This window comes from Candidatus Lokiarchaeum ossiferum (assembly GCA_025839675.1).
In the GTDB taxonomy this organism is placed as follows: Archaea; Asgardarchaeota; Lokiarchaeia; order Sigyniarchaeales; family Promethearchaeaceae; genus Lokiarchaeum; species Lokiarchaeum ossiferum.
Genome location: CP104013.1, coordinates 1943583 through 1965031, shown reverse-complemented (window position 1 = coordinate 1965031; position 21449 = coordinate 1943583). Strand labels below are relative to the sequence as shown.

Below are 21449 nucleotides of genomic sequence, written 5' to 3'. Positions count from 1 at the left end.
GTTCTCATAAATATTAATTGTTAAGTAATAAAAAATATCTCCTGTTATAAGGAATTCAATTTTAAAAAAAATTAACTAAATCTGGTTTTTTTTTACTCTTTCTTCTTGCCAATAAGTGAGAAGCATAAAGGATATATTTTAAAATCTTTTACGTGGCCATAAACTGTTGCAATATCTTCTGCATATTCGTTTAATTCCATGATTTCGATATCTGCATTTATAAGATTGTTTATAATATCTCCCATTTTATAAGCAAAACTCGCCATAGGTTTAGATTTATATTCAGTGCCTCCAATATAATCTATTCCATCAGTTTCGATCCATGGATCATCTTTAAAGTATGAATTGATTGGATTCAATGGATATTCTGGATTGTATCCTTCTTCTCCTTCAAAACCGATCATGCTCGTAACTGGATGAGAATCAAAAATAAAGATATGTCCACTTGGTTTGATTAAAGACGCACATTTTTCAAAAAATAACTTCAGATCTGGCATCCAGCATAAAGCCCCTACGGAAAGATATAATATATCGAATAATCCGTGTTCTTTTGGTGTTAGATCATAAGCATCTGCTTGAACATACTTGCAATCCACTTGTGCAATGTTGGCATATTGATTAGCTTCCGCAATGAATTTGTCGGAAATATCGTAACCGACACCTCTTTTCGCCCCAAGTTTCACCAAGGAGAGTAATTCAATTCCATTATTGCAACAAACGTGCACAATTTCTTTACCCTTGAATCCAATTTTTGTGAATCCCTCTAATTCCTCTTTAGCGAGAGTGTTGAAATTAGGATCTTTCACGGCGACCTTTAAATCTATTTTTCGTCCTTCCTGGTGAATGGGTTGCACTTCATTCCAAGCTTCCTTATTCATCTCAGTATATTTTTTTAAATCCATATCCCATTCAGATTTTCCTCATATTTAAATAAAATGATCTTCATTTTTTATCCAATGACAAGCATTTCGGATGAAATCATCATCTTGGGATCAGCTGGAGGGCGATTTCATGCAGCAACCCAGCTTCGATCGACTGGAGGGATCATTTTAAAATTATTTAATGGGAAATATCAATGCCATCTAGACCCCGGACCTGGAGCCATCCGTGACCTACGGGATTACAAAATTAATTCTAGGTTAACTACTCACATTTTCTTAACACATGCCCATACTGATCATTCTATGAGCATTCCTATCATAATCGAAGCTCTTCAAAAGGATTTTGCATATCATGAACCAAGGGGTTGCCTTATAGCCCCAACAGAATATCTTGAATCTGGTGAATTAAATTCATACTACAAAAATTTACTTCAAACAATAATCTCAGTTAATAATAGTAATGAGTATCTAATCACGGAAGATTTTTCGATTAAGACTGTCCCAACAAATCATGGAAAACTACAAAATGTTGGATTTATTTTTTCTCTAAAATATCCTCAGCGTGATTTTAAAATCGCATTTACTTCAGATACTGCCAATTTTCCAGGTTATACTTCCTTATACAGAGGAGTGGATGTTTTAGTTGCAAATGTTCTGCGTCCCGACAATTCTTTTTGTCGAGGTCACCTATGTGTAGAGGAGTTTATCCCTTTACTCAAAGAAATTTCCCCTAAATTATGCATTTTAATCCATTTTGGGGCTCAAATGATCAACCCTATTTCTGGAGATCGGGTTGATGACCAAATTAAGAAGATTAAAAAAGCGGTCGGACCAGCAATCCAAGTAATTGGTGGAAAAGATGGAATGCATGTTCCTTTCTTAGAATATTTTGAAATTTAATCGATATCTTTTCTATTATTCACTTCAATGATTTTCTCAATCGGCATAGAGTGGGCGATAAAACATACAGAACGTCGCAAATCCGGATCACTTTCGTTTTTTTGGTCCATTATTTTTCCATATTTCGCACCTAACTTATATAATTCCTTTCGATAATCCTTGTATGTTTCTTCATCGAAGTAATAGATGGAATTATTGGAAATTGAGGAATTCAATGGCAGTCCATTTTCGTTGGTTTTAATTTGTCCTTTGGAATCTTGTTCAAATTTGAAGATATCTTGACATAAGTCGTGAACTTCCTCGAAATTTTTGGGAATTTGATTCATTTTTTGAATTTTTTTAGTGAACTCTATATGTTCATCTAAGAGCGACTTCTCTATTTTCATCCATTTCACTCCCATTTGAGAAATTTGGGATATTGCATCAGAAGTCAATCCTTTGGAAAGATCTATCTCACTATCAATGGTGTCGATTTTGCTTTGATAATCCTCGGTCAATTCTAAAATGAAATTTCGTTTTTCATCGACAATTTTGGGTTCTTTCAAAATACCGAGATCAATTAAATCACGAATATGAGGGTGAATGCTTGATTTATTTCGGGATAATTTATCTGCAATTTCTTGTAAGGTTAATTTTCGATATATTTCAAATAAGTTATATATGCGGAATTTGATTTTACTCGTAAATAATTGATGAATTGATTTTTTTTTAGTTCTTTCAGACATTTTTTTATGGACTCCTTTAATATGGTTTTGATTTTTTGCAAAATATCAAATGCGATTTGGATATAGAAAGTAAATCCAAATATTTAAATATTAATTTTTTCTTAATTCTATTATGATTTGGATTTTATCATCAAATCCAAATTGTATTCGAAAAAATATTGGTGACTCAAATGATAAAAAATAGTCCTGATTTAGATTCCAATCAGTATAACTTGAAAGGTTATATTAGTATCTTTACTTCCCAACAATTCTCTATCTTTGGTAGTGCTATTGTTCAATTTGCCTTAATTTGGTGGCTTTCTACTGCCTATACTGAAACCCTCGTATTATCCCTAGCTACAATGGCGGGTTTACTTCCCACTATATTAATCGCACCCTTTGCAGGAGTTATCTGTGATCGTTGGAATCGCAAAAAAATTCTACTTTTGACTGATTCATTTCAAGCACTGTCGACTCTTGCTCTTATCTTGTTATTTTGGTTCAATGTTGTTGAATTATATCATATCTATATTCTATTGGGAATTCGTGGTTTAATGCAAGGCTTACAGATGCCTGCGGGAATATCCGTGATGTCGTCAATGGTTCCAAGCGATAAAATAACAAAATTTAATTCTCTGAATTCCATGTTGCAAGCACTTTCGTATCTTTTATCACCTGCATTTGGTGCGATAGCTGTTTCTAATTTTGATATTGCAACAATATATTGGTTGGATGTATTCACTTTCATTCCAGCTGCCATAGTTTTACTAAAAGTTAGTATTCCTTCTTTACCTAAATCATTAAATGAAAAATCAAAGATCAATTTTATCGGCGATATCAAGGAATCACTTATATATTTGATGGAAAAGAAATTATTCTGGTTGATCCTTTTCTTTGCACTGGCAAATATCTTTATTAATCCCCTTTTCAGTCTCTTACCAAAATTAATATCAGATTTTTATCAAGCATCAGCATATTTTTACAGTTTTCTAATGATAATCGTGCATGTGGGTTATATTGTCGCCACAATTTTAATCATGCAGAAAAAAAATTACATTCCTACGATTAAAAGTATAGTTGTCAATTGCTTCGGTCTATCTATCACAACTTTACTCTTATATTTCATACCTTCAAACGGAAAATGGTTATTTTATCCCCTTGGAGCCTTAGTTGGATTTTTCATTGCCCTCGTAGATGTCCAGTTTATGAGTTTATTGCAGGTGGTAATTCCTAAAGAAATGCAAGGTCGAATATTTTCCACGTTCTTCACATTAATAAAAAGTTTACTTCCCTTAGCTTTGATATTATGGGGGGTTGTGGCAGATAGTCTTTCAATTCACTCCATCTATTTGCTTTCTCCTGTGATATCTTTAATTCTTATGGTATTATTGACATTATTTACGCCATTGTTGAAGTTAAAGTTTGAATCTTCAGCTATTCCCGATGATGAACCAAAACCAATGGAAGAACTCGCATCAAATTCATAATTTTTTTTTTACTAAAATCAAATTTAGAAAAGGTAAATAGAATGAAACTTGAAAAAATTCAATTTAAAAATGATGAAATTAGTTTAGCGGGAAAACTTGCTATGCCAATTAATGAGAAACGGAACCCTCTAATTATCGTTGCTCATACCTCCGGTTCCGCAACTAAAGATTCTGAAGTTTATCAACATTTAATTGATATATTGCCAAAAAATGGGTTTGCGGTATTTATTTTTGACCGACGAGGTTCGGGGGAATCAACTGGAAATTTTGAGAATGCCACCTTTTTAGATTTAGCGTCTGATATAATTGCCTCAATAGATCTGCTTAAACGAAGGAATAATATTGATTCCAACAAAATAGGGATTTGGGGCTTAAGTCAAGGGGGGTGGATAGCACCTTTGGTGGCTTCCGAATCAGAGGATGTGTCGTTTATAATTCCTATATCGTCTTCGGGTGTATCACCTGCCGAACAAATGGATTATAGCGCTGAATTTGAACTGAGAGATCATGGATTCTCAGAAAAAAAAGTTAAATTGATGTTAAACATCAGAAAATTTGTGAATCAATATTTTCGGGGAGAGAAAGACAATTTTGAGGTTCTAAATGAAGTCGAATTGGTAAGAAACGAAGATTGGTTTAAGTTTGCGTACTTAGATGGCGAACTTCCTAAAAATCCTTCGGAGACTAAATGGTTTCAAGAACTTGATTTTACTCCAATCCCAGTTATTAAAAAAATTTGTATTCCGGTTTTACTATTGTATGGGGAAAAAGATCCTTGGGTGCCAATACAGAAAAGTATTGAAATTTGGAAAAATTATGGTCCAAAAGATCTAAACATTCAGCAGATAAAAGGGGCAAACCATTTTATGAGATCAATTACGAAATCTGGATTACGAAATGATACAGGAATAATTTCGAAGGAATATATTGATGTATTACTACATTGGTTGAATAATTTATACTCCAAAGAATCTATTAATCATCTCTGATTGATTTAATATTGTGGGGAGTTTTGGCAGATGCTTTTTCAATTCACACGATCTATTAGCTTTCTCCTGTAATATTTTTAATCTTTATGGTATTATTGACATTATTTACGCCCTTGCTGAGGTTGGCATTTGAATCTTCAGTTATTCCCGATGATGAACCAAAACCATTGGACGAATTCGCATCAAATTCATAAATTTATTTTAATCAAAACAACCTTTTTTGCTAGAAAAGCATTCTTATATTGTGGACGCTTCTGATTTACAATTATCAAAGTTACTTTTGATTAATTCTCGCCAATCCTATCGAGAAATGGCTGAGAGTCTAGGAATTTCTATCAATTCTGTCCACAAACGTGTTCAAAATTTGATTGATTCGGGAATAATTCAAAAATTTCGGACAAATATTTCCTTAGGTGCATTTTCTGGAATTCAAGTCATAATTTTTGGGAAAACAAGTTTGTTTTCGCTCAATATTCTAAAAAGGAATTTAGTGCGGGACAATAGGTACTATTGGGTGACATTTGGTGCAGGAAATCTAGTTTATATTGGTGCTTATCTTCATTCTATTGATGAATTGTCAGAAGTTGTTGCTTTTGCAAAAAATGCTGCAGATCTGTCTGAGGTGATTGTGGGAATTGGGCCATCTTTTCCAATACCTGGAAAAATAAATGACTTAGATAAAACCGATTTGCAAATAATTCGAGAACTGCAATATGATTCCCGGAAAAAAGCATCCGAAATTTCTTCGATAATCGGGATTTCAGCAAAAACAATTAACAAACGTATTTCAATTCTGAGTGAGAAGTATCTGGTGCATTTTACAATTGATTGGATTCCGAACAAAAAAAGCGATATTTTGGCCTATCTGCATCTAACCATTGAGGACGATTATACACCCGCCCAAATTGAATCTCAAATTAATGCCAGTTATGGAGAAAATAATGTGTATTGTATGCAATTTTCCAATCTACCTAATTTCTTATTCAGTGTGTGGTGGGTGGATTCATTTGAGAAATTATCTAAATTGCGAGAATCTATTCAAAGCATTAATGGGATTAAACAAATTGAAATAAATATGATGTATGATGGAGTTATTTTGGAAACATGGCGAGATAAATTCCTTCATGACTCAATAAAATTGTGAAATCTATTTTTCAAGTTTAAATTAGTAAGAAAAATACCAAATGCTTGCATTATTTCCATTTACTCATATGGCTCGAAAATCTATTTTTAAAACAGAATTATGGATATTTGCATGAATTTATTATGATATAATGAATTTGGTTTGAATTTTGGATATGGGGGATCTAAACACTCACGATACAGTTTTGCAAGAAAGAGGGTATTCTTTTTCTTCACCCATCATACATAAAGATCGGAACTAAAAATAACTAAATTAGGTCTTTTTTCCATGTTCAGAGAAAATTTTCTTTTTATTCAAGAGTTCAATTTAATTTCTTAATATATAAAAAGTGGTAATTTTATGACTATTGAAACGAAAGAAGAAATTTGTATCTCTGTAACAGACATGGTGAAAATATTTGATGATAATGTCACTGCTGTTGATGGATTGAATTTGGAAGTGAAAAAAGGTGAACTGTATGGTTTTTTAGGTCCAAATGGGGCTGGAAAAACAACAACTCTAAATATTTTATGTGGGTTACTAAAACCCACGAGTGGTGTTGCCATTATAGGAGGGTATGATGTATCAAAACAAGCTGATGAGATTAAAGCAATTATTGGGGTATGTCCTCAAGAACCGGCAACATATGGCTTTTTATCTGGCCGAAAGAATATTGAATTTTTTGGTAATCTGCATTGTGTTCCAAAAAAAATATTGAAAGAACGCACTCAGACCTTACTTGATGCTCTAAACTTAACGGAAGATGCGGATCGTACAGTCAAAACATATAGTGGAGGTATGATCCGAAGGATTAATACCGCTATTGCGTTGATAAGTGAACCAGAAATTGTGTTTCTCGATGAACCTACTGTGGCGATGGATCCTCAATCTCGACGTGCAGTCTGGGCGTTTATCGATGAGTTAAGGGAAAAAGGAAAGACTATTATTTTAACAACCCATTACATTGAAGAAGCCGAAGCTTTATGCGATCGTGTTGGTATAATTGATCAAGGAAAATTAATTGAATTAGGGACTCCAAAAGGATTGAAGAAAAAATATGATGCCAAGACTTTGGAAGATGTTTTTATTCAAATCACAGGTCGACGATTACAGGAGGCCATTTAAATGAAGTGGCAGCGAATTAAGGGTATTATTTCAAAAGAATTTACTCGAATGACAAAAGATCCGGCCTTAATTTTTCTCATAATAATATTTCCGGTTTTATTGACTATTGCATTTGGATTTTCATTTGGTGCCATTGGTGCAACTGAAGATACAACTTATAAGATTGCAGTTATTAATGAAGATGTGAATGGAGATTATTCCGAATGGGCTGATTATTTTATTGGGAATCTCTCCAGTCATGAAATTCTGGTAGTCCAAACCGAATTATCACAAGATGATGCGGAAGATCAACTTCAAGAAGGTCAACTTTCAGGCTTAGTTGTTATTCCTGAAGGATTTGGGGTAAGTATCTATTCTTATTGGTTAAATCCATTAAATGGATCTACATGGGTAAATTCGAGTCTTTCTTTACAGCTTGATCAAGGTTCCATGGTAGTGAAAGATCTTATCCCTCCTGTAATTCAACAGGCTTTAACTGAAACCATCTATGGTCCGGAGACCAGCAGTATTAAAAACCCGGTATCAATTGGGGTTCCAAATCTTGTAGAAGTTGAGAAAAACACAACCTTCGATTATTTTGCGCCAGGACTTTTTGCCTTTGCAACGATTTTCTTGATTATGACCATTGCAGAAGGATTAGCGAAAGAAAAAGAACAAGGCATGATGAAACGAATTTATCTAACTCCAACGAAATCCAATGAAATTATGACTGGCTTAACCATTTCCAACATGACGGCTGCGATGGCTCAGACAATTGTAGTTTTCATTATGGCATTAATTGTCGGGTATTCGCCGGAAATTACCTTCGGGAATCTCTTCGTTGGGTTTATTGCAAGCTTGATCTTTTCACTTACTTGTGTGGGTTTTGGGTTGATTACGGGAGTTCTTTCCAAAAATTCGGGGATGGCAACTGGTATGTCCTTTATATTTATAATGCCAATGATGTTCTTAGGGACTTTTGTGTCTCTGGGGGAGCCTACCATTGCTAATCGGTTGATGCCTTCCTTTTATGTTACAGAAACCTTCAAAGCGCTCTTTTTAAGGAATGCAAATCCCTTTAGTAGTATTGTATGGGGAAATATCGGAATTTTATCCGGAATTAGTACATTTGTATTTCTTCTCGGTGTACTTGCGTTTAAACGCTTTAGTCGTACGTAATAAATTTGTAGTTATGATTTATGATCTCAATGTTTTTTTCTTTTCTTTAATTTTGTGTATCTAGATGGCCGCTCATACCATTAGCCCCGTTCCAACAAAAATTAATACTTTAGAGAAGTGGAATGAATTTATTCTCACTCCAGAATTTAAAGCAATTCAAGAATTTTTTGGAGCGCGTTTAGTGCGCTGGTTCAAAAAATATGGTCGGGATTTACCATGGAGACACACCCGCGATCCTTATAAAATCTTACTTTCAGAGATCATGCTTCAACAAACCCAAGTGGATAGAGTTATTGGGTTTTTTCATCGATTTATTGAACAGATCCCTGATTTTGCAACCCTTGCAATCACGAAAGAAGAAACAGTTATTGAATTATGGGGAGGATTGGGATATTATAATCGTGCCCGTAACCTTCAAAAAACGGCCCAAATTATAATTAATGATTACAATGGACAATTTCCAACCAATAGTTCTGATATTTTGGCATTACCGGGTATTGGGGAATATACTGCTGGGGCAGTAATGAGTTTTGCTCTGAATATGCGATCTCCCTTAGTGGACACCAACGTAGAACGCGTTTATGGTCGTCTTTTATTACAAGATATTAAACTGCCTCTCTCTTCAGCAGAAAAAAATAAAATTTTTTGGTTAATTGCAGAACAATTGTTGCCTCAAGAAGATTATTGGGAATTTAATCAAGGTATTATGGATTTTGGGGCTGTATTATGTAAATTACCTAATCCTGATTGCAATAAGTGTCCTTTTTCTTCATTTTGTCGATATTATAAACGTAGATCTTTAAGTAGGTTTTTTTAATTTTATTTTGGTGAAAAATGCTTGTTTTTTTTCAAGATCAAGGAAATAAATAAAAGAAAATATAGATAAAACATTAAAAAAGTCTATTTTGAAATGAATTACATCTGACTCTGAAAAGGAGAATCTCCAAAATTTGTGGTTGCCTGATTTTCCTCTGTATAATTAGATGTAAAGGATTTTCCAACTTTGCTCCCAATAAATGCCCCTAAAAAGAACCCAATACTTGAGACTACTCCAAAAATGAGAATTGCCACAGTCAAGATGACGACTATTAGGATTATTGCCAAATCGGCGAACGGGTTTCCGGAGCTTCCAATTTCCTGTCCGAGTGAAATTAAAATTATTCCCCCTACAAGAACACATATCACTAAAATTATCTCAATATAAAGAATCACTTTTTTAAATGTATAAGGGGCAATTAAACCTCCCAAGAATCCAGATATGATCGTCGATGCGGCGATAATTGCCGCAAAAGCACCTATTTCATCTCCAATGGATGCAAAACGACTTTGTTGGGTAATTAATATAATCGCATTGCACACAAGCATTACAATAATTGCAATTATGTTTCGTAATGAGGATTTTTTCATATACTTAACTTCTTGTTCTGCCATATAAACATGATGTGATATGTTGTTTTTCTTTAATACGATCACTTTTTAAACACGAGAAGAGTATTGTGACTATGTCAAAAATCAATAAAAAATTGATTTCAGAAAGAAGTGAAGTCTTACTCAGAATATTGAAAGTTCGTTTTGAGAAAAATTCTAAGCGCCATAAAGGTTTTGAATGGGGCAAAATTGCAGTAAAATTACTTGCAAAACCCGAAAAAATGTGGTCTCTAAATGAAATGGAAAAGACTGGTGGAGAACCGGATGTAATTGGTTATGACAAAAAAATGGATGAATATATTTTTTTTGATTGTTCGACTGAAAGTCCTAAAGGTCGTAGAAGTGTCTGTTATGATCGGAAGGGGTTAGAAGCAAGAAAGAAAAACAAACCCGAAAATAATGCTATAGATATGGCCGCTAACATGGGTGTTGAGCTTTTATCTGAGGATGATTATCGGGAGTTACAGAAACTTGGAAAATTCGATACTAAAACATCAAGTTGGATAAAAACACCTGCTGATATTAGGAAACTTGGAGGGGCTCTCTTCGCTGATCGTCGTTACAACAAGGTCTTCGTGTATCATAACAGCGCTCCTTCCTATTACGGTGTTAGAGGGTTCCGTTCATCGTTAAGAGTTTAAATTGAATACTTTATTATGAAAATTTACTTGAAATATTGAAAAGATAAAAAAAATAATCATTTTTCCATATTTTCCTTCTTCTTTCGCTTTTGAAGAAATTTCTGATTTTGAAAGAAAAGGAGTGCCATCACTTTTGACTCTGTCTCTGAGTTATTCCATTGGATTTATCAGGTATCGAAAAATATTTGGGTTGAGTTCCATCAAGATCTGTAAATTGATATATTCGAGCCAGTTCGCTTGTTGTAAGTACTTTTCCGGTGTACTTTATCCTATTGGGATCTGATGCTAAAGCGACTATTGCTCTTCCGACATATCTCGTAGATTCAGTTAGTTCAAATCCCTCACGATGCTTATAGTTTTCATCATCTAAGTCATTTTCATTCTTCAAATGTTCGGTCCGAATCCAACCTAATCCAATAGTTATGGCGGTGATGTTGTAGGGTTGTAATTCAATAGCCATGCCATAGCTGAGACGTTTTTTAGCCATTTTAACTAGATCATAGGGCAAATTCGAGATATATTTATCTTGATCCCAAAAAGATGTGGTGATAATTAATCCTTCGTTTTGAGCCATCATGAGTGGTGCTGCGAGTTGGGATGCTATATAATGAGCTCGCAAAGCAGTATTGAACATCTTATCAAATCGCCAAAGTGGTTGTTCCCAAAAGGGGGCTGAAAATGATGCGGTCTCTATGTCCAATTTTCCATATTCTCCCATATAACCTCCCCAGACATTATTCACTAGGATATCCAATTTTCCTTCATCACGGTTAATCTGATTAAAAACATTTCTAATTTCTTTTTCTTGGGTATGATCGCAGGTGATTGGTATAGCACGACCTCCCATTTTTGTAATGATGTCGGTTGTGTCATCTAAGGTGAGCTTCTTATGTTGAGTTGTTTCCTTTTTCCCTCTTCGACTTCTCCCAGTGATATAAACTTTAACTCTTTCTTGTGCCAGTTCAATTGCAATTCCACGTCCCGCTCCTCTGCTGGCACCTGTTATCAATGCAATCTTACCTTTCAAGCTCATGGTAAGTCATATGAAGTTGGTTCTAATTAATTTTGAGTTGAAATGAAATTTACTAAAAGTGTAATATTTCTTAAAATATCTCAAATAATTCTTTCTTTTGTATTAAATGTGCTTTTGGGATTAAGTATTATTAAAATTTGTTATTCATTTCGAGTAAATGAGTTTATTCTCAAGAAATTCTGCTCTAAATCTGGAAGGAATTTAAATGGTCTAAAAATTCTATGAAAATTGAATTTCTTTCAAATTCGGATTTATTTCAAATTAATTGAGTTAATGTTCATTTAACCAAGTATTTTTAATTTTTCATATTTCAAAAAATTTTTATGCTCGTATTTACTTAGAAAATCATAATGATAAAAAATCATCTGCATTGGTTCAACACCACCAAAAAATATCATTCGGTATTATTTTTCGGTTTTTTTTGCATTGGTTTGATGTATTGTTCCTTTCCTCTTGTTCCTGCTCGTCCTTCGCTTCCGAGTATTTCTGTATTGGATAATTCTTTGTCTGAAAGCCTCATACTACCTCTTACTTTGGTAGGTACTCATGAAAAAGTCTATATTGATCCTTTAATTGAGGGTCAAGATTGGAAAGATTGCCCTTATGTCACCGGACGAGGAACTCGCTTATCTCCTTATTTATTTGAGAATTTAATTATTGATGCTGGTGGTGAAGGATGCGCTTTTCGAATTGAAAATTCTGATGAACATGTTGTATTTCGAAATTGTACTGGATTCAATGCTGGTACCCGAGAATCTAAATCTGCTTTTACACTTTATCGATGCAGTAATGTTAAATTTGAAAATTGTATTGCTGCTAATAGTTTTGTGGGAATGTTTTCGAAGGAATGTGATGAAATTGAAGTGATTGAATGTTTGATCACAAATAATTCTGAAGTAGGTATTTATACATTTATGGATGATTATAATAGATATGTAGGGAATAAAATCACTTATAATGGCCAGATCGGATTAGATCTTGATGTCTCTAAATATGCTGAAGCATATTATAACATAATTGAAAATAATCCTCAAATGGGGTGCTCAATCATGTTTTCTTCCTATTGTGATGTTTACAACAATATTATTCGGTTCAACTTGGAAACCGGAGTTGAACTTTATGCAGGTCAAAATTATAATAACACAGTTCGGAACAACATAATTGTCAATAATTCTATTGGTGTGAAAGTGCTTCGTAATACCCGTAATAATATGATTTATGGGAATATTATTGCGAACAATAGTTTCTATGAAGCTTTTGATGATACTCCCGGTTATAATCTATGGGATGATGGTACTTCTGGGAACTACTGGGGAAATTATTCTCAACGTTATCCTGATGCAACAAATGATGGTGAATTTTGGAGCATCCCGTATTCGATATACAAAGGCGGATCTTTAAAAACTGAGATGGATTACTTTCCCTTAGCATCGATGCCGGAAATCGACTTTGTTGCCCATTACCTAGAAAAACAAAGTGTAGTTTCTTTCATTCCTATATTAATTGTTCTGGTTTCCATGGGTACTTCGCTTAGCTTACTCAATAGAATCAAGAAGGATTCTAGCAGATCTTAATTTTTCTCTTTTACCCCTACCACTTTTTTAAAATTGTTATTAGGGAAATTGATAGGCGCGCCATCCTTCCGGTTGCATTGCAATCTCCAATTGAAATAAGATGAAAAAGATAAGGGCTGTTATTGAGGTAATAAGATATACTTTCCACGTATTTTTCAAGTGATTAATGAAACGTATGACTCCTTTTGGAAGATATATCGACAGAGAATTTGTTTTTGTTGTTGTTCCTAATGTGGCAGTAATATTACTGTTATGTAAGTTCATTAACAATTTATTGGTAAATGTAGTATAAAAAACTACGGAAAATATTTTGCATATTCGGAAAATAATCGCTTAAAATATATTCTCTTATTCGTTCCATATTTTTATTAATGGAAGAATATTGAATACGTTTCTCGTCTCTTCTTTACTTAGTTTAAAGATTTTGCTTTAGAAAGATCCATAATTTTATTTAAGACAAGTTATGTATCCATGCTTACAGGGTGAAAAAAAAGATGATAAAAAATATCCTTACAGCGAGTTTATTTTCACACGTAGTTCTCACTGCAAGTGCCATATCCTTCATATTCTTTGGTTTGTGTTTCGTTTAATCCAATCTTTCATCCGTTTCCATGTTCTTACTTGCTATTCCTTGAGGTTGCAGCGCAAAATCCGTAGAAATTACATCAACCATGAAAACTAAAGTAATTATAATTGGAAGTATCATGATAGCACTAAAAATGGATATCGCTGCCACTATCCCGTACACATTGATGCAATAAGTAAAGAAACGATATTCTGATTTTTTTTTAAATACCAATAAAATTGCAGGGAAAATTGTTATCACGGCAACTATTATCGCCACCACTAACCAAAATTCATCTTCAATGTAGGCAAACATTATTCCTATTAATATCAGATTCATCAAACCCACTACAATAATTATTATATTCCGCCATTTTGCTTCTGGGTTTGCCATATCAAAGTATGCGTCAATTTGTTTCTCCGAAGTGGCATTTGTCATGTTCGGACGGGTCACTTTTGGACCGTTTCTAATTACATTCGATGTATCAACCATTATTTTCACTTATTTCTCATTGACTTTTTATAGTTAAAAAAAAAGTCTTAGTATTGTTACTATTCGAAATTTCGTAAATAAATCCACTCCTACAAAACCTCAGGTGTTCACATGGAATACTCAGAAATACAATTTGATCTACAATCTTTAATTTGAGGATTACTAATTTTGTTCTTAACATAAGGATTGGTGGAGACTTTTTCCACTACTTTAAAATAAGCTTGCCACTATTTTCTATTATAGATCCCCAAATATACGAAAGGAAAGTTTTATGAAAACAAATTCATTCATACTTCTATTTATGTTCCTAACTGGATGTTTATTCTACCCCCTCCTAGCTTCTGGAGAATCTAATTTAGAAGATCGACCCATGATTTACGGTAAATCTTTGCTTGCAGTAGATCTAGATCCTCATTTGGCCAATGACCGTGCTTCCTTTGAAATGATCGATCAAATAATGGAAGGGCTTTTTTCTTATAATTTAACTGATCCAGAGTGTTCAATTATGCCCCTGCTGGCTGTAGATTTTGGGCAATGGGTCAAATCTAATCTTGGATATTACAATTCACAATGGAATTACACTCTTGAGTTAAAACAAAATATATCATTCCATGATGATTCTTCATTTGGTCCTGAGGATGTGGTATTTTCTTTTGATAGATTAACTCTTTTCTGTTTAAACCAGACTCCCACGCCAATTGCGAGATTATATATGCCCTTGAAAGCCAATTTTCCTGTTACTCCTCTTTTAATTAATCGCACGGAAGTATTAAATTCTACTCATGTAAGATTTGTTTTAAACTACAAATTTACTGCATTTGAAGCCTTATTGTGCCACACGGGGTCGGTTATTTTACCAGAAGGCAACTATTTTTCTCTGGATAATATTATACAGCCTATGAAGGACACATTAATTGGAACTGGACCATACCAACAAGTTTCCCATCAAGATCGATTAATCAAATTAGAATACTTTACAGAATACTGGGGTGGAAATTATTATGTTGAGGCACCTGATATTTTGGAAATGCACTGGATTTTATATGATAATGAACTCCATAAGAATCAGGACTTTTTCAATGGAAATCTTGATTTTGTAGATTATGTTTCCACAGAATTTATGGATGAATATGAAGCCAGTGAATATCACAATGTAAGAGAAAGGATGGCAAGTACTGATATTAGTTTTTTAGGCTTTGACAATACCAGATTAGATGTTCACACGCGTAAAGCTTTACAAAGTGCCATCAATTATTCTTATATAATTAAGAACTTGGGTAGAAATGAGTTGGCCAGGATGACTTCTGCTATACCAAAAGGAATATTATATCATGATCCATCTATTTTTGCTCCAGCCATGAATTTAACCGAAGCTCGAATGCACTTGATACAAGCAGTGACTATGAATGAACAAGGCATGGATACTCCTGAAAATTGGGCCCATATACAACATAGTTCATCCGATGAAGATTGGGAGACAATCACTATTGAAACTTATCAATATGGATACAATTCAAATAACAAATTACATGAAGAAATCGGAGAATTATGTCAAGCAACCTTCGCCAAAATAGGGATTAGGCTCGAATTAAATGGAATGACTTGGAAAGAATTCCCGGGTAGTTTGTCAGATCATAAATTTCAAATATTTATGTTGGAATGGGAACCAAATTACAACGATCCAAGTAATATTCTCAACGCTTTATTCTTGAGTACATCTAATTATAATTATGTTTCTATCAATAACTCCGTTATTGATACTAAATTGAATGAAGGATTATTTGAATCTAATCCCTCCTTACGCGAAGAAATTTATCATGAACTCCAAAATATGATTGTTGAGTTAGCACCTTGTTCTTTCTTATTTACAAGTAATAAACATTCTGTATATTCTTTTAGTTGCGAGAATCTCGCCCGAAATTCTCTGAATAAAGTGTACTTCTATTTATGGGATTTTACTTATGAAAAAATTCCGGGAAGTTTTCGAAATACACCTCTCATGAATATACTGGCGACATTGTTCTTTTTGTCTCCCGTAATTATATTTCTCACCTTTTATGCTAGAAACATTATCCGGAAAAAATTTTCACAGCCTAACAATATTCAGCAAAAAAGACTTTTAAAAGAAAAAAAGAAAAAAAATAAATATTGTTCTCATTGTGGGGCTCCTTTAAATGTGCCTGATTATTGCTATAATTGTCGAAAGGAGAGTTGAAGGCTTCTTGATGCTAAATCTAGCAAATTAATTGATGTATTGGTTAATCTATTTAAATCACCGTTACATAATTGCGAATGATTTTTTGGGAATCAATCTAATATGTCATTTTTTAATCTCAAAACCAAGATAGAATTTAAGAAAAATGTTTTAAAAAGAGAAAAATGGTGGGGAATCAGAGATTTGAACTCCAGACCTCTTGGTGTTTTGTATTAGCACGAAACGAGCTAAAATCCCAAACCAAGTATCATACCAAGCTAGACTAATTCCCCACGGTTGGTTTGTAACAAAAGAAGTTCTTCAATGATTAAAAAATTATTGGTTTCATTGATGGTGACAGTTTTGCAGTTAGTAATCTGAATCCAATTTAACTTTATATTCTGCGAGTTTTAAGGAATTAGATTATTTAAATACTTAAAAAATTCGAGTAGGAAATCTAATTGATTTTTTGTATTCAGAGAGAAAGGAAAAATTTCCTACCAATTTGACCATTAAATTGTATTTACTTCTAAAAATGCTAAAATCTTTGTTTAACGTAAAGTATTTCTTCCCCATTAGTAATACGTAATATACGATGAAAAGGGATGTAGGTTTCATCCATGAGATCCATACCCATTTTTTCAACTTTAGTGATTTGATTCCAAGTAACCGTATTTTCATCATTGGGGGCACCTCGTGCGCGATAAACAATCTTTATTTGGTCTTTGGTGGGATAGTCGGTCCATTGCAATTTTATAAGAAAATTTCTAATATCAAAGAAGGGCACTGAGGTTCAACTCTTTACTTATGGGTAATTCTAAATTAATCTATTTCTTCCCGACTTAATTATTTTTAGAAATTTCCTCTCCCATGAAATTAAGGGATATTATGAAATGGATCGTTTTTCTTTAGCTAATAATCTAAGATGAAAGCACATAAGAAAAATCCAATTGCTAAGACGCTAAATGCAGTTATAAAGATAAAGAAGGACGAGGGTGGGTCAGGGATTAAGGCAAAATCTTTGGGATTAGCAAGATTATAATATACATCAATTTTTTTCCCAATTTTGAATTGATTCACTATTTGTTCAATTGAATCACAATTTGAAGATGATATCTCACCTTCCGTTCGGTATATTTAGGAAGAATTGTACCCTATTCCAGATACATTATATTGATAGATCACATGTGGACTATACATCGTGGTGTGTGAATTTTGTGAGTCTTTCTTTTTTGATATAATAATTTCAGATTCTCACACGATTCCATTGCAAGTGGGCCATTTTTCGGGAACTTTAGCACGATTGTTGAGAACTGCAAAACAGTCTGCCAATATAATACAAATCTCAGAGAGAATCAGAAAAATTTTAAGGGGATAAACTGTTTTTCGATCCTTCTTTTGGATACATATTTTGATCTACCGATATCTATTGGAGCAGATTAGTGAAATTAAAATTTAATTTAATAATTATTTCGGTTGGATGAGTCTGATGAAAAATCCTAGGAAAATTATAAATTACTTTGATTTGGAATTAAAGTGATGTAAGACTTCTTTTTCATTTTAAGAATCTCGATTGGATTGATTTTTTTCAATTTGAAGAAAAAATTATAGATTTTTCCATTTGATTAGTGAATAAAGGATTATATATAAGATGATGTTTCAATAGAATTATGGATACAGATAACAGTCGATATTTGCTTCTTCGGAGTGTGGGTATTTTAGGAGTTTTCATAATTTTACATTATACCTATGATTGGTCTCAAAATATTGTATTTCATCTTTTCAGCGGAATTGATGAATCTAATTTTCAACATTGGAAGATTGGCTTCTTTAGTTATTGGATTTTTACCGGGATTGAATATCTATTTTTACGGAAACAGCTGGAAAATAAAACGGGATTTCTGTATGCTCATGTAATTGGAGCTCTAATCTTCCCATGGATAACTTTCATTTTCTGGTATACAGTGCCATTAATCGGTCCAATTTCTATTCTGTGGATTGATATAGCATATTCAATAATTGCCTGCTTTTTATCAATTATAGCAGTGAGTTATATCGAACGAGCGTGTAAACAAATGGAATATAATCGAAGTTTGAAGGTCATCCTTTGGATTTTGACTATTATTTTGTGTATTGAGTTTATAGTTTTTTCCTTCAAACTCCCTTGGGCAGATGTTTTCGCAGATCCAACAGTTTAATCTTTTTTACCTACCATAATTTTAATTTTTAATCCATGCTTACCAAATGGGGGATGTTATCACAATATTGTGTTGTTTTTATATTCTGATAAAAGATAATACCAATAATCACACGGAGAGAATGATCATGCTAGGTGGAAAAGGGTTGATTGTGGATGATGACACCGATATTCTAACAATGTTAACCCGTTTATGTAAAAAACTTGGAGTTAATGTAATAACTGCCCAAAATGGTGTCGAAGCGGTTGATATTTTGCTTTCAACTAAAATCAACTTTATTTTAACGGATTTTCATATGCCTGGGATGGATGGGGGAGAAATCGTAAATTTTGTTGAACAGAATTTTCCGGAGATACCCGTGTTTGTAATGACTAGTGATCTGGATGGGCTGAGTGAAAGAATCAAAAAAATGGTGTTTGTAAGGAGAGTTTTTAAAAAACCGTTTCCTATTAGCGCAATTGCCCGTTCGTTAATTGTATTTTCACCAGAATTGATCCATTAAATAAGTGCTTTCGATGGAACACATCAATTATGTTTTCAAATTATCTTACTTTATGTGTTTTGAATAAAAACGATAATATTGAGAGAATTAAATTATGCCAAAAATGCACAAATCACTTTGGATATGTCCGAATTGTAGAAGAACTTTCACCCGAAAGAATCAAAGTCATAGTTGTGAGTTATACTCGATTGAAGATCATCATCTAAATAATATTCCTGTGGAAACTGCGCGATTATTTAGAGATTTTGTTTCCCAAGTACAGAAATTCGGACCGATTTCGGTTGAGTCTTTAAAAAATATAATTGCTTTAAAAAAACAGTCACAATTTTGCTCCATTAAAATTCAAAAAAAAGCGTTGAAAATAATCTTTCGGCTATTTACCCAGCTATTCAGTTCCCGTTTTACAGCATCATCCCATCAAAAGGATGGAAGATTTTATTATCAACTAAGTATCAGATCTCAAAAAGAGCTGGATGCAGAATTTCTGGAATGGATGCAACTAGCGTATGATGAAAATTAAGTCATAAAAAAAACAAAAACTATTAATTAGTTTGGACTAAATTCGCACTTTTTGGCCTGGAATTTTTGGAAAAAGGCAAATATCTCCTATATTTGATTTTTTAAGTATATATCGTAAAAATCGTTCTAATCCTAGACCTCCTCCCGCGCTAGAGGTCAGTTTCCCTTCTTTTGCTGCTTTTAAGTAGAAGTCAAAAATCTGGGGATCTTGGTTGCGTTCCTTAATTTTTCTTAGAAGGATCTTATATTCATAATCCCGTTCTCCTCCCGAAAGGGCTTCATTGAAACCGTAAGGATAAAATAAATCATAGTTGATGTAATGTCCTTTACGTTCAGGATCTTCTTTATCATAAAATTCACGAGTATAGTCCATAATCCAGAAAAAATCTGTTGAAGTGGAAGACATTATTTGTTCAAAATCATCCCCAAATTGTTCCCTTAAGTTAAAACTGTTATACACTCGAAATGGTTTGGAGGGTATTTTTAATCTTGACTCAAAAATTGCGACTTCGTCAGAACATTTTTGTTTAATGTGAATTAAGGTAGCGATGATAAGATCTTCCATGAAATCCATAAAATCTTGGGTGGAAGCTCCCCGCAATTCAATATCTACTTGAGAGAATTCAAAGAGATGTCGTCCAGATTGTTGCATCGTTTCTTTTTCCAACCTGACATTTGGTGACATTATATAAATACCAGGACCTGATGTGGCACCAATGGCGAGTTGTTTATGAAAAATCATACTCTTTGTTAATTGAAATTTTTGTTCTCCGTAAGTGATGCTCGCATCATAGACTGAATGATTCAAGGGATCTGTTATTGGAGATAAGATAACTGGCATGAGTTGAACCAATTTCTTCTCATAGAGAAAATCATGGATTGATTTTAGCATTTCTGTCTGAATTTTCAGCAATGCCATTAAACGGGTATCATCATATGTAAATGAACTTCTTGTAGTTTCTATTTCTAACATGGGGTTAACCTTTCTTGGTTATATGATATTCCTAGAAAGTCATTGTATTAAGATTAATCATCCCAATAATTGTGGAACAGTTGTTCATAATTTCAAATAATTCATAATAAATTGGGATGAATATTCCATTCCGATTTTTATTTCATAAATGAAAATGATAAATATTCGTAAATTGAAGTTTATAATTAACATAATTGTTTAGAATAAATTAAAAGCCTGCATAATGTGCTCTAAAGTTAAAAAATTCGAAATAAAGTTCTTCTTTTTTACCTACAGCAATAAGCTAAATTTGTTTTTAACCCTTTTTTTATGAAATATGGAAAAAATATCCATTTTTTTAAATTTTACCGAATATAAGTATAAAATATGAATTATAAGCTTGATACAAAGGATATTGATATAATTGCTGTCCTCCAACAAGATGCTAGCCTTTCTATTGCAAAAATTGCAGAAAGGACTAATTTACCTTCAACTACGGTACATAATCGTATCAAAAAGTTACGAGAACATAAGATTATCAAAAATTATACCGTGAATTTGGATAAAGATCAAATTTCAGGAAATATCATTGCCTATATTTTGATTAAAGTATTTCAAGCAAATCAGCGGGATATCGTACATCACTTATTAAAACGCCCTGAAGTTGAAGAAGCATCAATAATTACGGGCGATACAGATATAATCGTTAAGTTTCGAGTTCATTCCATCCATGAACTTGATCGTTTTATAATTGATGATTTGCGAAATATTCCTGGGATACAAGCTTCTAAAACTATGATTTCTCTGGAAACCTATGAAAAATGAATATAATTTTTGAAATTCGATTTTTTTCATTAACATATTTTTAATATTAGATAAATAAGCAAAGAATATGAAAAAAAATGAAATTTAAAACCGAATCTATTAAAATAAAAAATTCAGAGATATTGTTTTGAACTGAGTCAAATAATTCAAATTATGATG

At 33.1% G+C, this 21449-nt stretch carries 23 protein-coding genes and 1 tRNA gene; 14 read left to right on the top strand and 10 right to left on the bottom strand.

Annotated elements, in window-relative coordinates:
- Positions 1 to 92: 92 nt before the first annotated feature.
- Positions 93 to 902, bottom strand: coding sequence for a class I SAM-dependent methyltransferase (locus NEF87_RS08035; protein ID WP_457919370.1), 810 nt, complete (start codon positions 900 to 902; stop codon positions 93 to 95).
- A gap of 54 nt (positions 903 to 956) precedes the next feature.
- Here NEF87_RS08035 and NEF87_RS08030 point away from each other — a divergent pair, with 54 nt between their 5' ends.
- Positions 957 to 1781: an MBL fold metallo-hydrolase gene (locus tag NEF87_RS08030; protein WP_457919369.1), complete on the top strand. Its 825-nt coding sequence runs from the start codon at positions 957 to 959 to the stop codon at positions 1779 to 1781.
- Here NEF87_RS08030 and NEF87_RS08025 read toward each other — a convergent pair.
- Positions 1778 to 2506 (bottom strand): hypothetical protein, encoded by a 729-nt coding sequence (locus NEF87_RS08025; protein ID WP_457919368.1) that lies wholly within the window; start codon positions 2504 to 2506, stop codon positions 1778 to 1780. The genes NEF87_RS08030 and NEF87_RS08025 overlap by 4 nt on opposite strands.
- A gap of 170 nt (positions 2507 to 2676) precedes the next feature.
- Here NEF87_RS08025 and NEF87_RS08020 point away from each other — a divergent pair, with 170 nt between their 5' ends.
- The 6 genes from NEF87_RS08020 (at position 2677) to NEF87_RS07995 (ending at position 9184) form a co-directional block, all read left to right on the top strand.
- Positions 2677 to 3972: an MFS transporter gene (locus tag NEF87_RS08020; protein ID WP_457919367.1), complete on the top strand. Its 1296-nt coding sequence runs from the start codon at positions 2677 to 2679 to the stop codon at positions 3970 to 3972.
- Positions 3973 to 4013: 41 nt separating this feature from the next.
- Positions 4014 to 4961 carry an alpha/beta hydrolase family protein gene (locus NEF87_RS08015; protein ID WP_457919366.1) on the top strand — a complete coding sequence of 316 codons (948 nt, stop codon included), beginning with the start codon at positions 4014 to 4016 and terminating at the stop codon, positions 4959 to 4961.
- Positions 4962 to 5205: 244 nt separating this feature from the next.
- Positions 5206 to 6105: an AsnC family transcriptional regulator gene (locus NEF87_RS08010; protein WP_457919365.1), complete on the top strand. Its 900-nt coding sequence runs from the start codon at positions 5206 to 5208 to the stop codon at positions 6103 to 6105.
- A 339-nt stretch (positions 6106 to 6444) separates the two neighbouring features.
- Entirely contained in the window at positions 6445 to 7209 is a 765-nt protein-coding gene (locus NEF87_RS08005) for an ABC transporter ATP-binding protein (protein WP_457919364.1), read from the top strand.
- Positions 7210 to 8367, top strand: a complete 1158-nt coding sequence (locus NEF87_RS08000) for an ABC transporter permease (protein WP_457919363.1) — start codon at positions 7210 to 7212, stop codon at positions 8365 to 8367.
- A gap of 64 nt (positions 8368 to 8431) precedes the next feature.
- Entirely contained in the window at positions 8432 to 9184 is a 753-nt protein-coding gene (locus NEF87_RS07995) for an A/G-specific adenine glycosylase (protein WP_457919362.1), read from the top strand.
- Positions 9185 to 9282: 98 nt separating this feature from the next.
- Here NEF87_RS07995 and NEF87_RS07990 read toward each other — a convergent pair whose 3' ends face one another.
- Entirely contained in the window at positions 9283 to 9774 is a 492-nt protein-coding gene (locus NEF87_RS07990; protein ID WP_457919361.1) for a hypothetical protein, read from the bottom strand.
- A gap of 95 nt (positions 9775 to 9869) precedes the next feature.
- On the opposite strand from NEF87_RS07990, the gene NEF87_RS07985 reads away from it, so the two are divergent.
- The gene (locus tag NEF87_RS07985) at positions 9870 to 10436 is read left to right on the top strand and encodes a DUF4256 domain-containing protein (protein ID WP_457919360.1); all 567 of its coding nucleotides are present in this window, start codon (positions 9870 to 9872) and stop codon (positions 10434 to 10436) included.
- A 127-nt stretch (positions 10437 to 10563) separates the two neighbouring features.
- On the opposite strand, the gene NEF87_RS07980 is transcribed toward NEF87_RS07985, so the two are convergent.
- The gene (locus NEF87_RS07980) at positions 10564 to 11469 is read right to left on the bottom strand and encodes an SDR family NAD(P)-dependent oxidoreductase (RefSeq protein ID WP_457919359.1); all 906 of its coding nucleotides are present in this window, start codon (positions 11467 to 11469) and stop codon (positions 10564 to 10566) included.
- 350 nt (positions 11470 to 11819) lie between these two features.
- Between NEF87_RS07980 and NEF87_RS07975 the strand changes: the two genes are divergently transcribed.
- Positions 11820 to 13043, top strand: coding sequence for a right-handed parallel beta-helix repeat-containing protein (locus NEF87_RS07975; protein WP_457919358.1), 1224 nt, complete (start codon positions 11820 to 11822; stop codon positions 13041 to 13043).
- Between the two features lie 39 nt (positions 13044 to 13082).
- Here NEF87_RS07975 and NEF87_RS07970 read toward each other — a convergent pair whose 3' ends face one another.
- On the bottom strand, positions 13083 to 13307 hold the full coding sequence (locus NEF87_RS07970) for a hypothetical protein (RefSeq protein ID WP_457919357.1): 225 nt from the start codon (positions 13305 to 13307) through the stop codon (positions 13083 to 13085).
- A gap of 322 nt (positions 13308 to 13629) precedes the next feature.
- Positions 13630 to 14100, bottom strand: coding sequence for a hypothetical protein (locus NEF87_RS07965; RefSeq protein ID WP_457919356.1), 471 nt, complete (start codon positions 14098 to 14100; stop codon positions 13630 to 13632).
- A 271-nt stretch (positions 14101 to 14371) separates the two neighbouring features.
- Between NEF87_RS07965 and NEF87_RS07960 the strand changes: the two genes are divergently transcribed.
- A complete protein-coding gene (locus NEF87_RS07960) occupies positions 14372 to 16315 on the top strand; it encodes an ABC transporter substrate-binding protein (protein ID WP_457919355.1) in 1944 nt (647 codons plus the stop codon).
- A gap of 165 nt (positions 16316 to 16480) precedes the next feature.
- Here NEF87_RS07960 and NEF87_RS07955 read toward each other — a convergent pair.
- The 3 genes from NEF87_RS07955 to NEF87_RS07945 form a co-directional block, all read right to left on the bottom strand.
- Positions 16481 to 16587 (bottom strand) — tRNA-Pro (locus tag NEF87_RS07955).
- Between the two features lie 245 nt (positions 16588 to 16832).
- Positions 16833 to 17081, bottom strand: a complete 249-nt coding sequence (locus NEF87_RS07950; protein WP_371805916.1) for a DUF504 domain-containing protein — start codon at positions 17079 to 17081, stop codon at positions 16833 to 16835.
- 125 nt (positions 17082 to 17206) lie between these two features.
- Positions 17207 to 17410, bottom strand: coding sequence for a DUF3592 domain-containing protein (locus NEF87_RS07945; protein WP_445137963.1), 204 nt, complete (start codon positions 17408 to 17410; stop codon positions 17207 to 17209).
- Positions 17411 to 17964: 554 nt separating this feature from the next.
- On the opposite strand from NEF87_RS07945, the gene NEF87_RS07940 reads away from it, so the two are divergent.
- The 3 genes from NEF87_RS07940 to NEF87_RS07930 all read left to right on the top strand — a co-directional run bounded on the left by NEF87_RS07940 (position 17965) and on the right by NEF87_RS07930 (position 19514).
- Positions 17965 to 18492 (top strand): DUF6512 family protein, encoded by a 528-nt coding sequence (locus NEF87_RS07940; RefSeq protein ID WP_371805914.1) that lies wholly within the window; start codon positions 17965 to 17967, stop codon positions 18490 to 18492.
- Between the two features lie 127 nt (positions 18493 to 18619).
- Positions 18620 to 18994, top strand: a complete 375-nt coding sequence (locus NEF87_RS07935) for a response regulator (RefSeq protein WP_457919354.1) — start codon at positions 18620 to 18622, stop codon at positions 18992 to 18994.
- Positions 18995 to 19088: 94 nt separating this feature from the next.
- Entirely contained in the window at positions 19089 to 19514 is a 426-nt protein-coding gene (locus NEF87_RS07930; protein WP_457919353.1) for a DUF5655 domain-containing protein, read from the top strand.
- 36 nt (positions 19515 to 19550) lie between these two features.
- Here the strand turns inward: NEF87_RS07930 and NEF87_RS07925 are convergent, their stop codons facing one another.
- Positions 19551 to 20486 carry an asparagine synthetase A gene (locus tag NEF87_RS07925; protein ID WP_457919352.1) on the bottom strand — a complete coding sequence of 312 codons (936 nt, stop codon included), beginning with the start codon at positions 20484 to 20486 and terminating at the stop codon, positions 19551 to 19553.
- Positions 20487 to 20852: 366 nt separating this feature from the next.
- Here NEF87_RS07925 and NEF87_RS07920 point away from each other — a divergent pair, with 366 nt between their 5' ends.
- Positions 20853 to 21290, top strand: coding sequence for an Lrp/AsnC family transcriptional regulator (locus NEF87_RS07920; RefSeq protein WP_457919351.1), 438 nt, complete (start codon positions 20853 to 20855; stop codon positions 21288 to 21290).
- Positions 21291 to 21449 lie beyond the last annotated feature (159 nt).

Bases quoted from the DNA above. Each gene is read 5' to 3' on its own strand.
- NEF87_RS08035 (WP_457919370.1), bottom strand. From the start codon at position 902: ATGGATTTAAAAAAATATACTGAGATGAATAAGGAAGCTTGGAATGAA.
- NEF87_RS08030 (WP_457919369.1), top strand. From the start codon at position 957: ATGACAAGCATTTCGGATGAAATCATCATCTTGGGATCAGCTGGAGGG.
- NEF87_RS08025 (WP_457919368.1), bottom strand. From the start codon at position 2,506: ATGTCTGAAAGAACTAAAAAAAAATCAATTCATCAATTATTTACGAGT.
- NEF87_RS08020 (WP_457919367.1), top strand. From the start codon at position 2,677: ATGATAAAAAATAGTCCTGATTTAGATTCCAATCAGTATAACTTGAAA.
- NEF87_RS08015 (WP_457919366.1), top strand. From the start codon at position 4,014: ATGAAACTTGAAAAAATTCAATTTAAAAATGATGAAATTAGTTTAGCG.
- NEF87_RS08005 (WP_457919364.1), top strand. From the start codon at position 6,445: ATGACTATTGAAACGAAAGAAGAAATTTGTATCTCTGTAACAGACATG.
- NEF87_RS08000 (WP_457919363.1), top strand. From the start codon at position 7,210: ATGAAGTGGCAGCGAATTAAGGGTATTATTTCAAAAGAATTTACTCGA.
- NEF87_RS07995 (WP_457919362.1), top strand. From the start codon at position 8,432: ATGGCCGCTCATACCATTAGCCCCGTTCCAACAAAAATTAATACTTTA.
- NEF87_RS07990 (WP_457919361.1), bottom strand. From the start codon at position 9,774: ATGAAAAAATCCTCATTACGAAACATAATTGCAATTATTGTAATGCTT.
- NEF87_RS07985 (WP_457919360.1), top strand. From the start codon at position 9,870: ATGTCAAAAATCAATAAAAAATTGATTTCAGAAAGAAGTGAAGTCTTA.
- NEF87_RS07980 (WP_457919359.1), bottom strand. From the start codon at position 11,469: ATGAGCTTGAAAGGTAAGATTGCATTGATAACAGGTGCCAGCAGAGGA.
- NEF87_RS07975 (WP_457919358.1), top strand. From the start codon at position 11,820: ATGATAAAAAATCATCTGCATTGGTTCAACACCACCAAAAAATATCAT.
- NEF87_RS07970 (WP_457919357.1), bottom strand. From the start codon at position 13,307: ATGAACTTACATAACAGTAATATTACTGCCACATTAGGAACAACAACA.
- NEF87_RS07965 (WP_457919356.1), bottom strand. From the start codon at position 14,100: ATGGTTGATACATCGAATGTAATTAGAAACGGTCCAAAAGTGACCCGT.
- NEF87_RS07960 (WP_457919355.1), top strand. From the start codon at position 14,372: ATGAAAACAAATTCATTCATACTTCTATTTATGTTCCTAACTGGATGT.
- NEF87_RS07940 (WP_371805914.1), top strand. From the start codon at position 17,965: ATGGATACAGATAACAGTCGATATTTGCTTCTTCGGAGTGTGGGTATT.
- NEF87_RS07935 (WP_457919354.1), top strand. From the start codon at position 18,620: ATGCTAGGTGGAAAAGGGTTGATTGTGGATGATGACACCGATATTCTA.
- NEF87_RS07930 (WP_457919353.1), top strand. From the start codon at position 19,089: ATGCCAAAAATGCACAAATCACTTTGGATATGTCCGAATTGTAGAAGA.
- NEF87_RS07925 (WP_457919352.1), bottom strand. From the start codon at position 20,486: ATGTTAGAAATAGAAACTACAAGAAGTTCATTTACATATGATGATACC.
- NEF87_RS07920 (WP_457919351.1), top strand. From the start codon at position 20,853: ATGAATTATAAGCTTGATACAAAGGATATTGATATAATTGCTGTCCTC.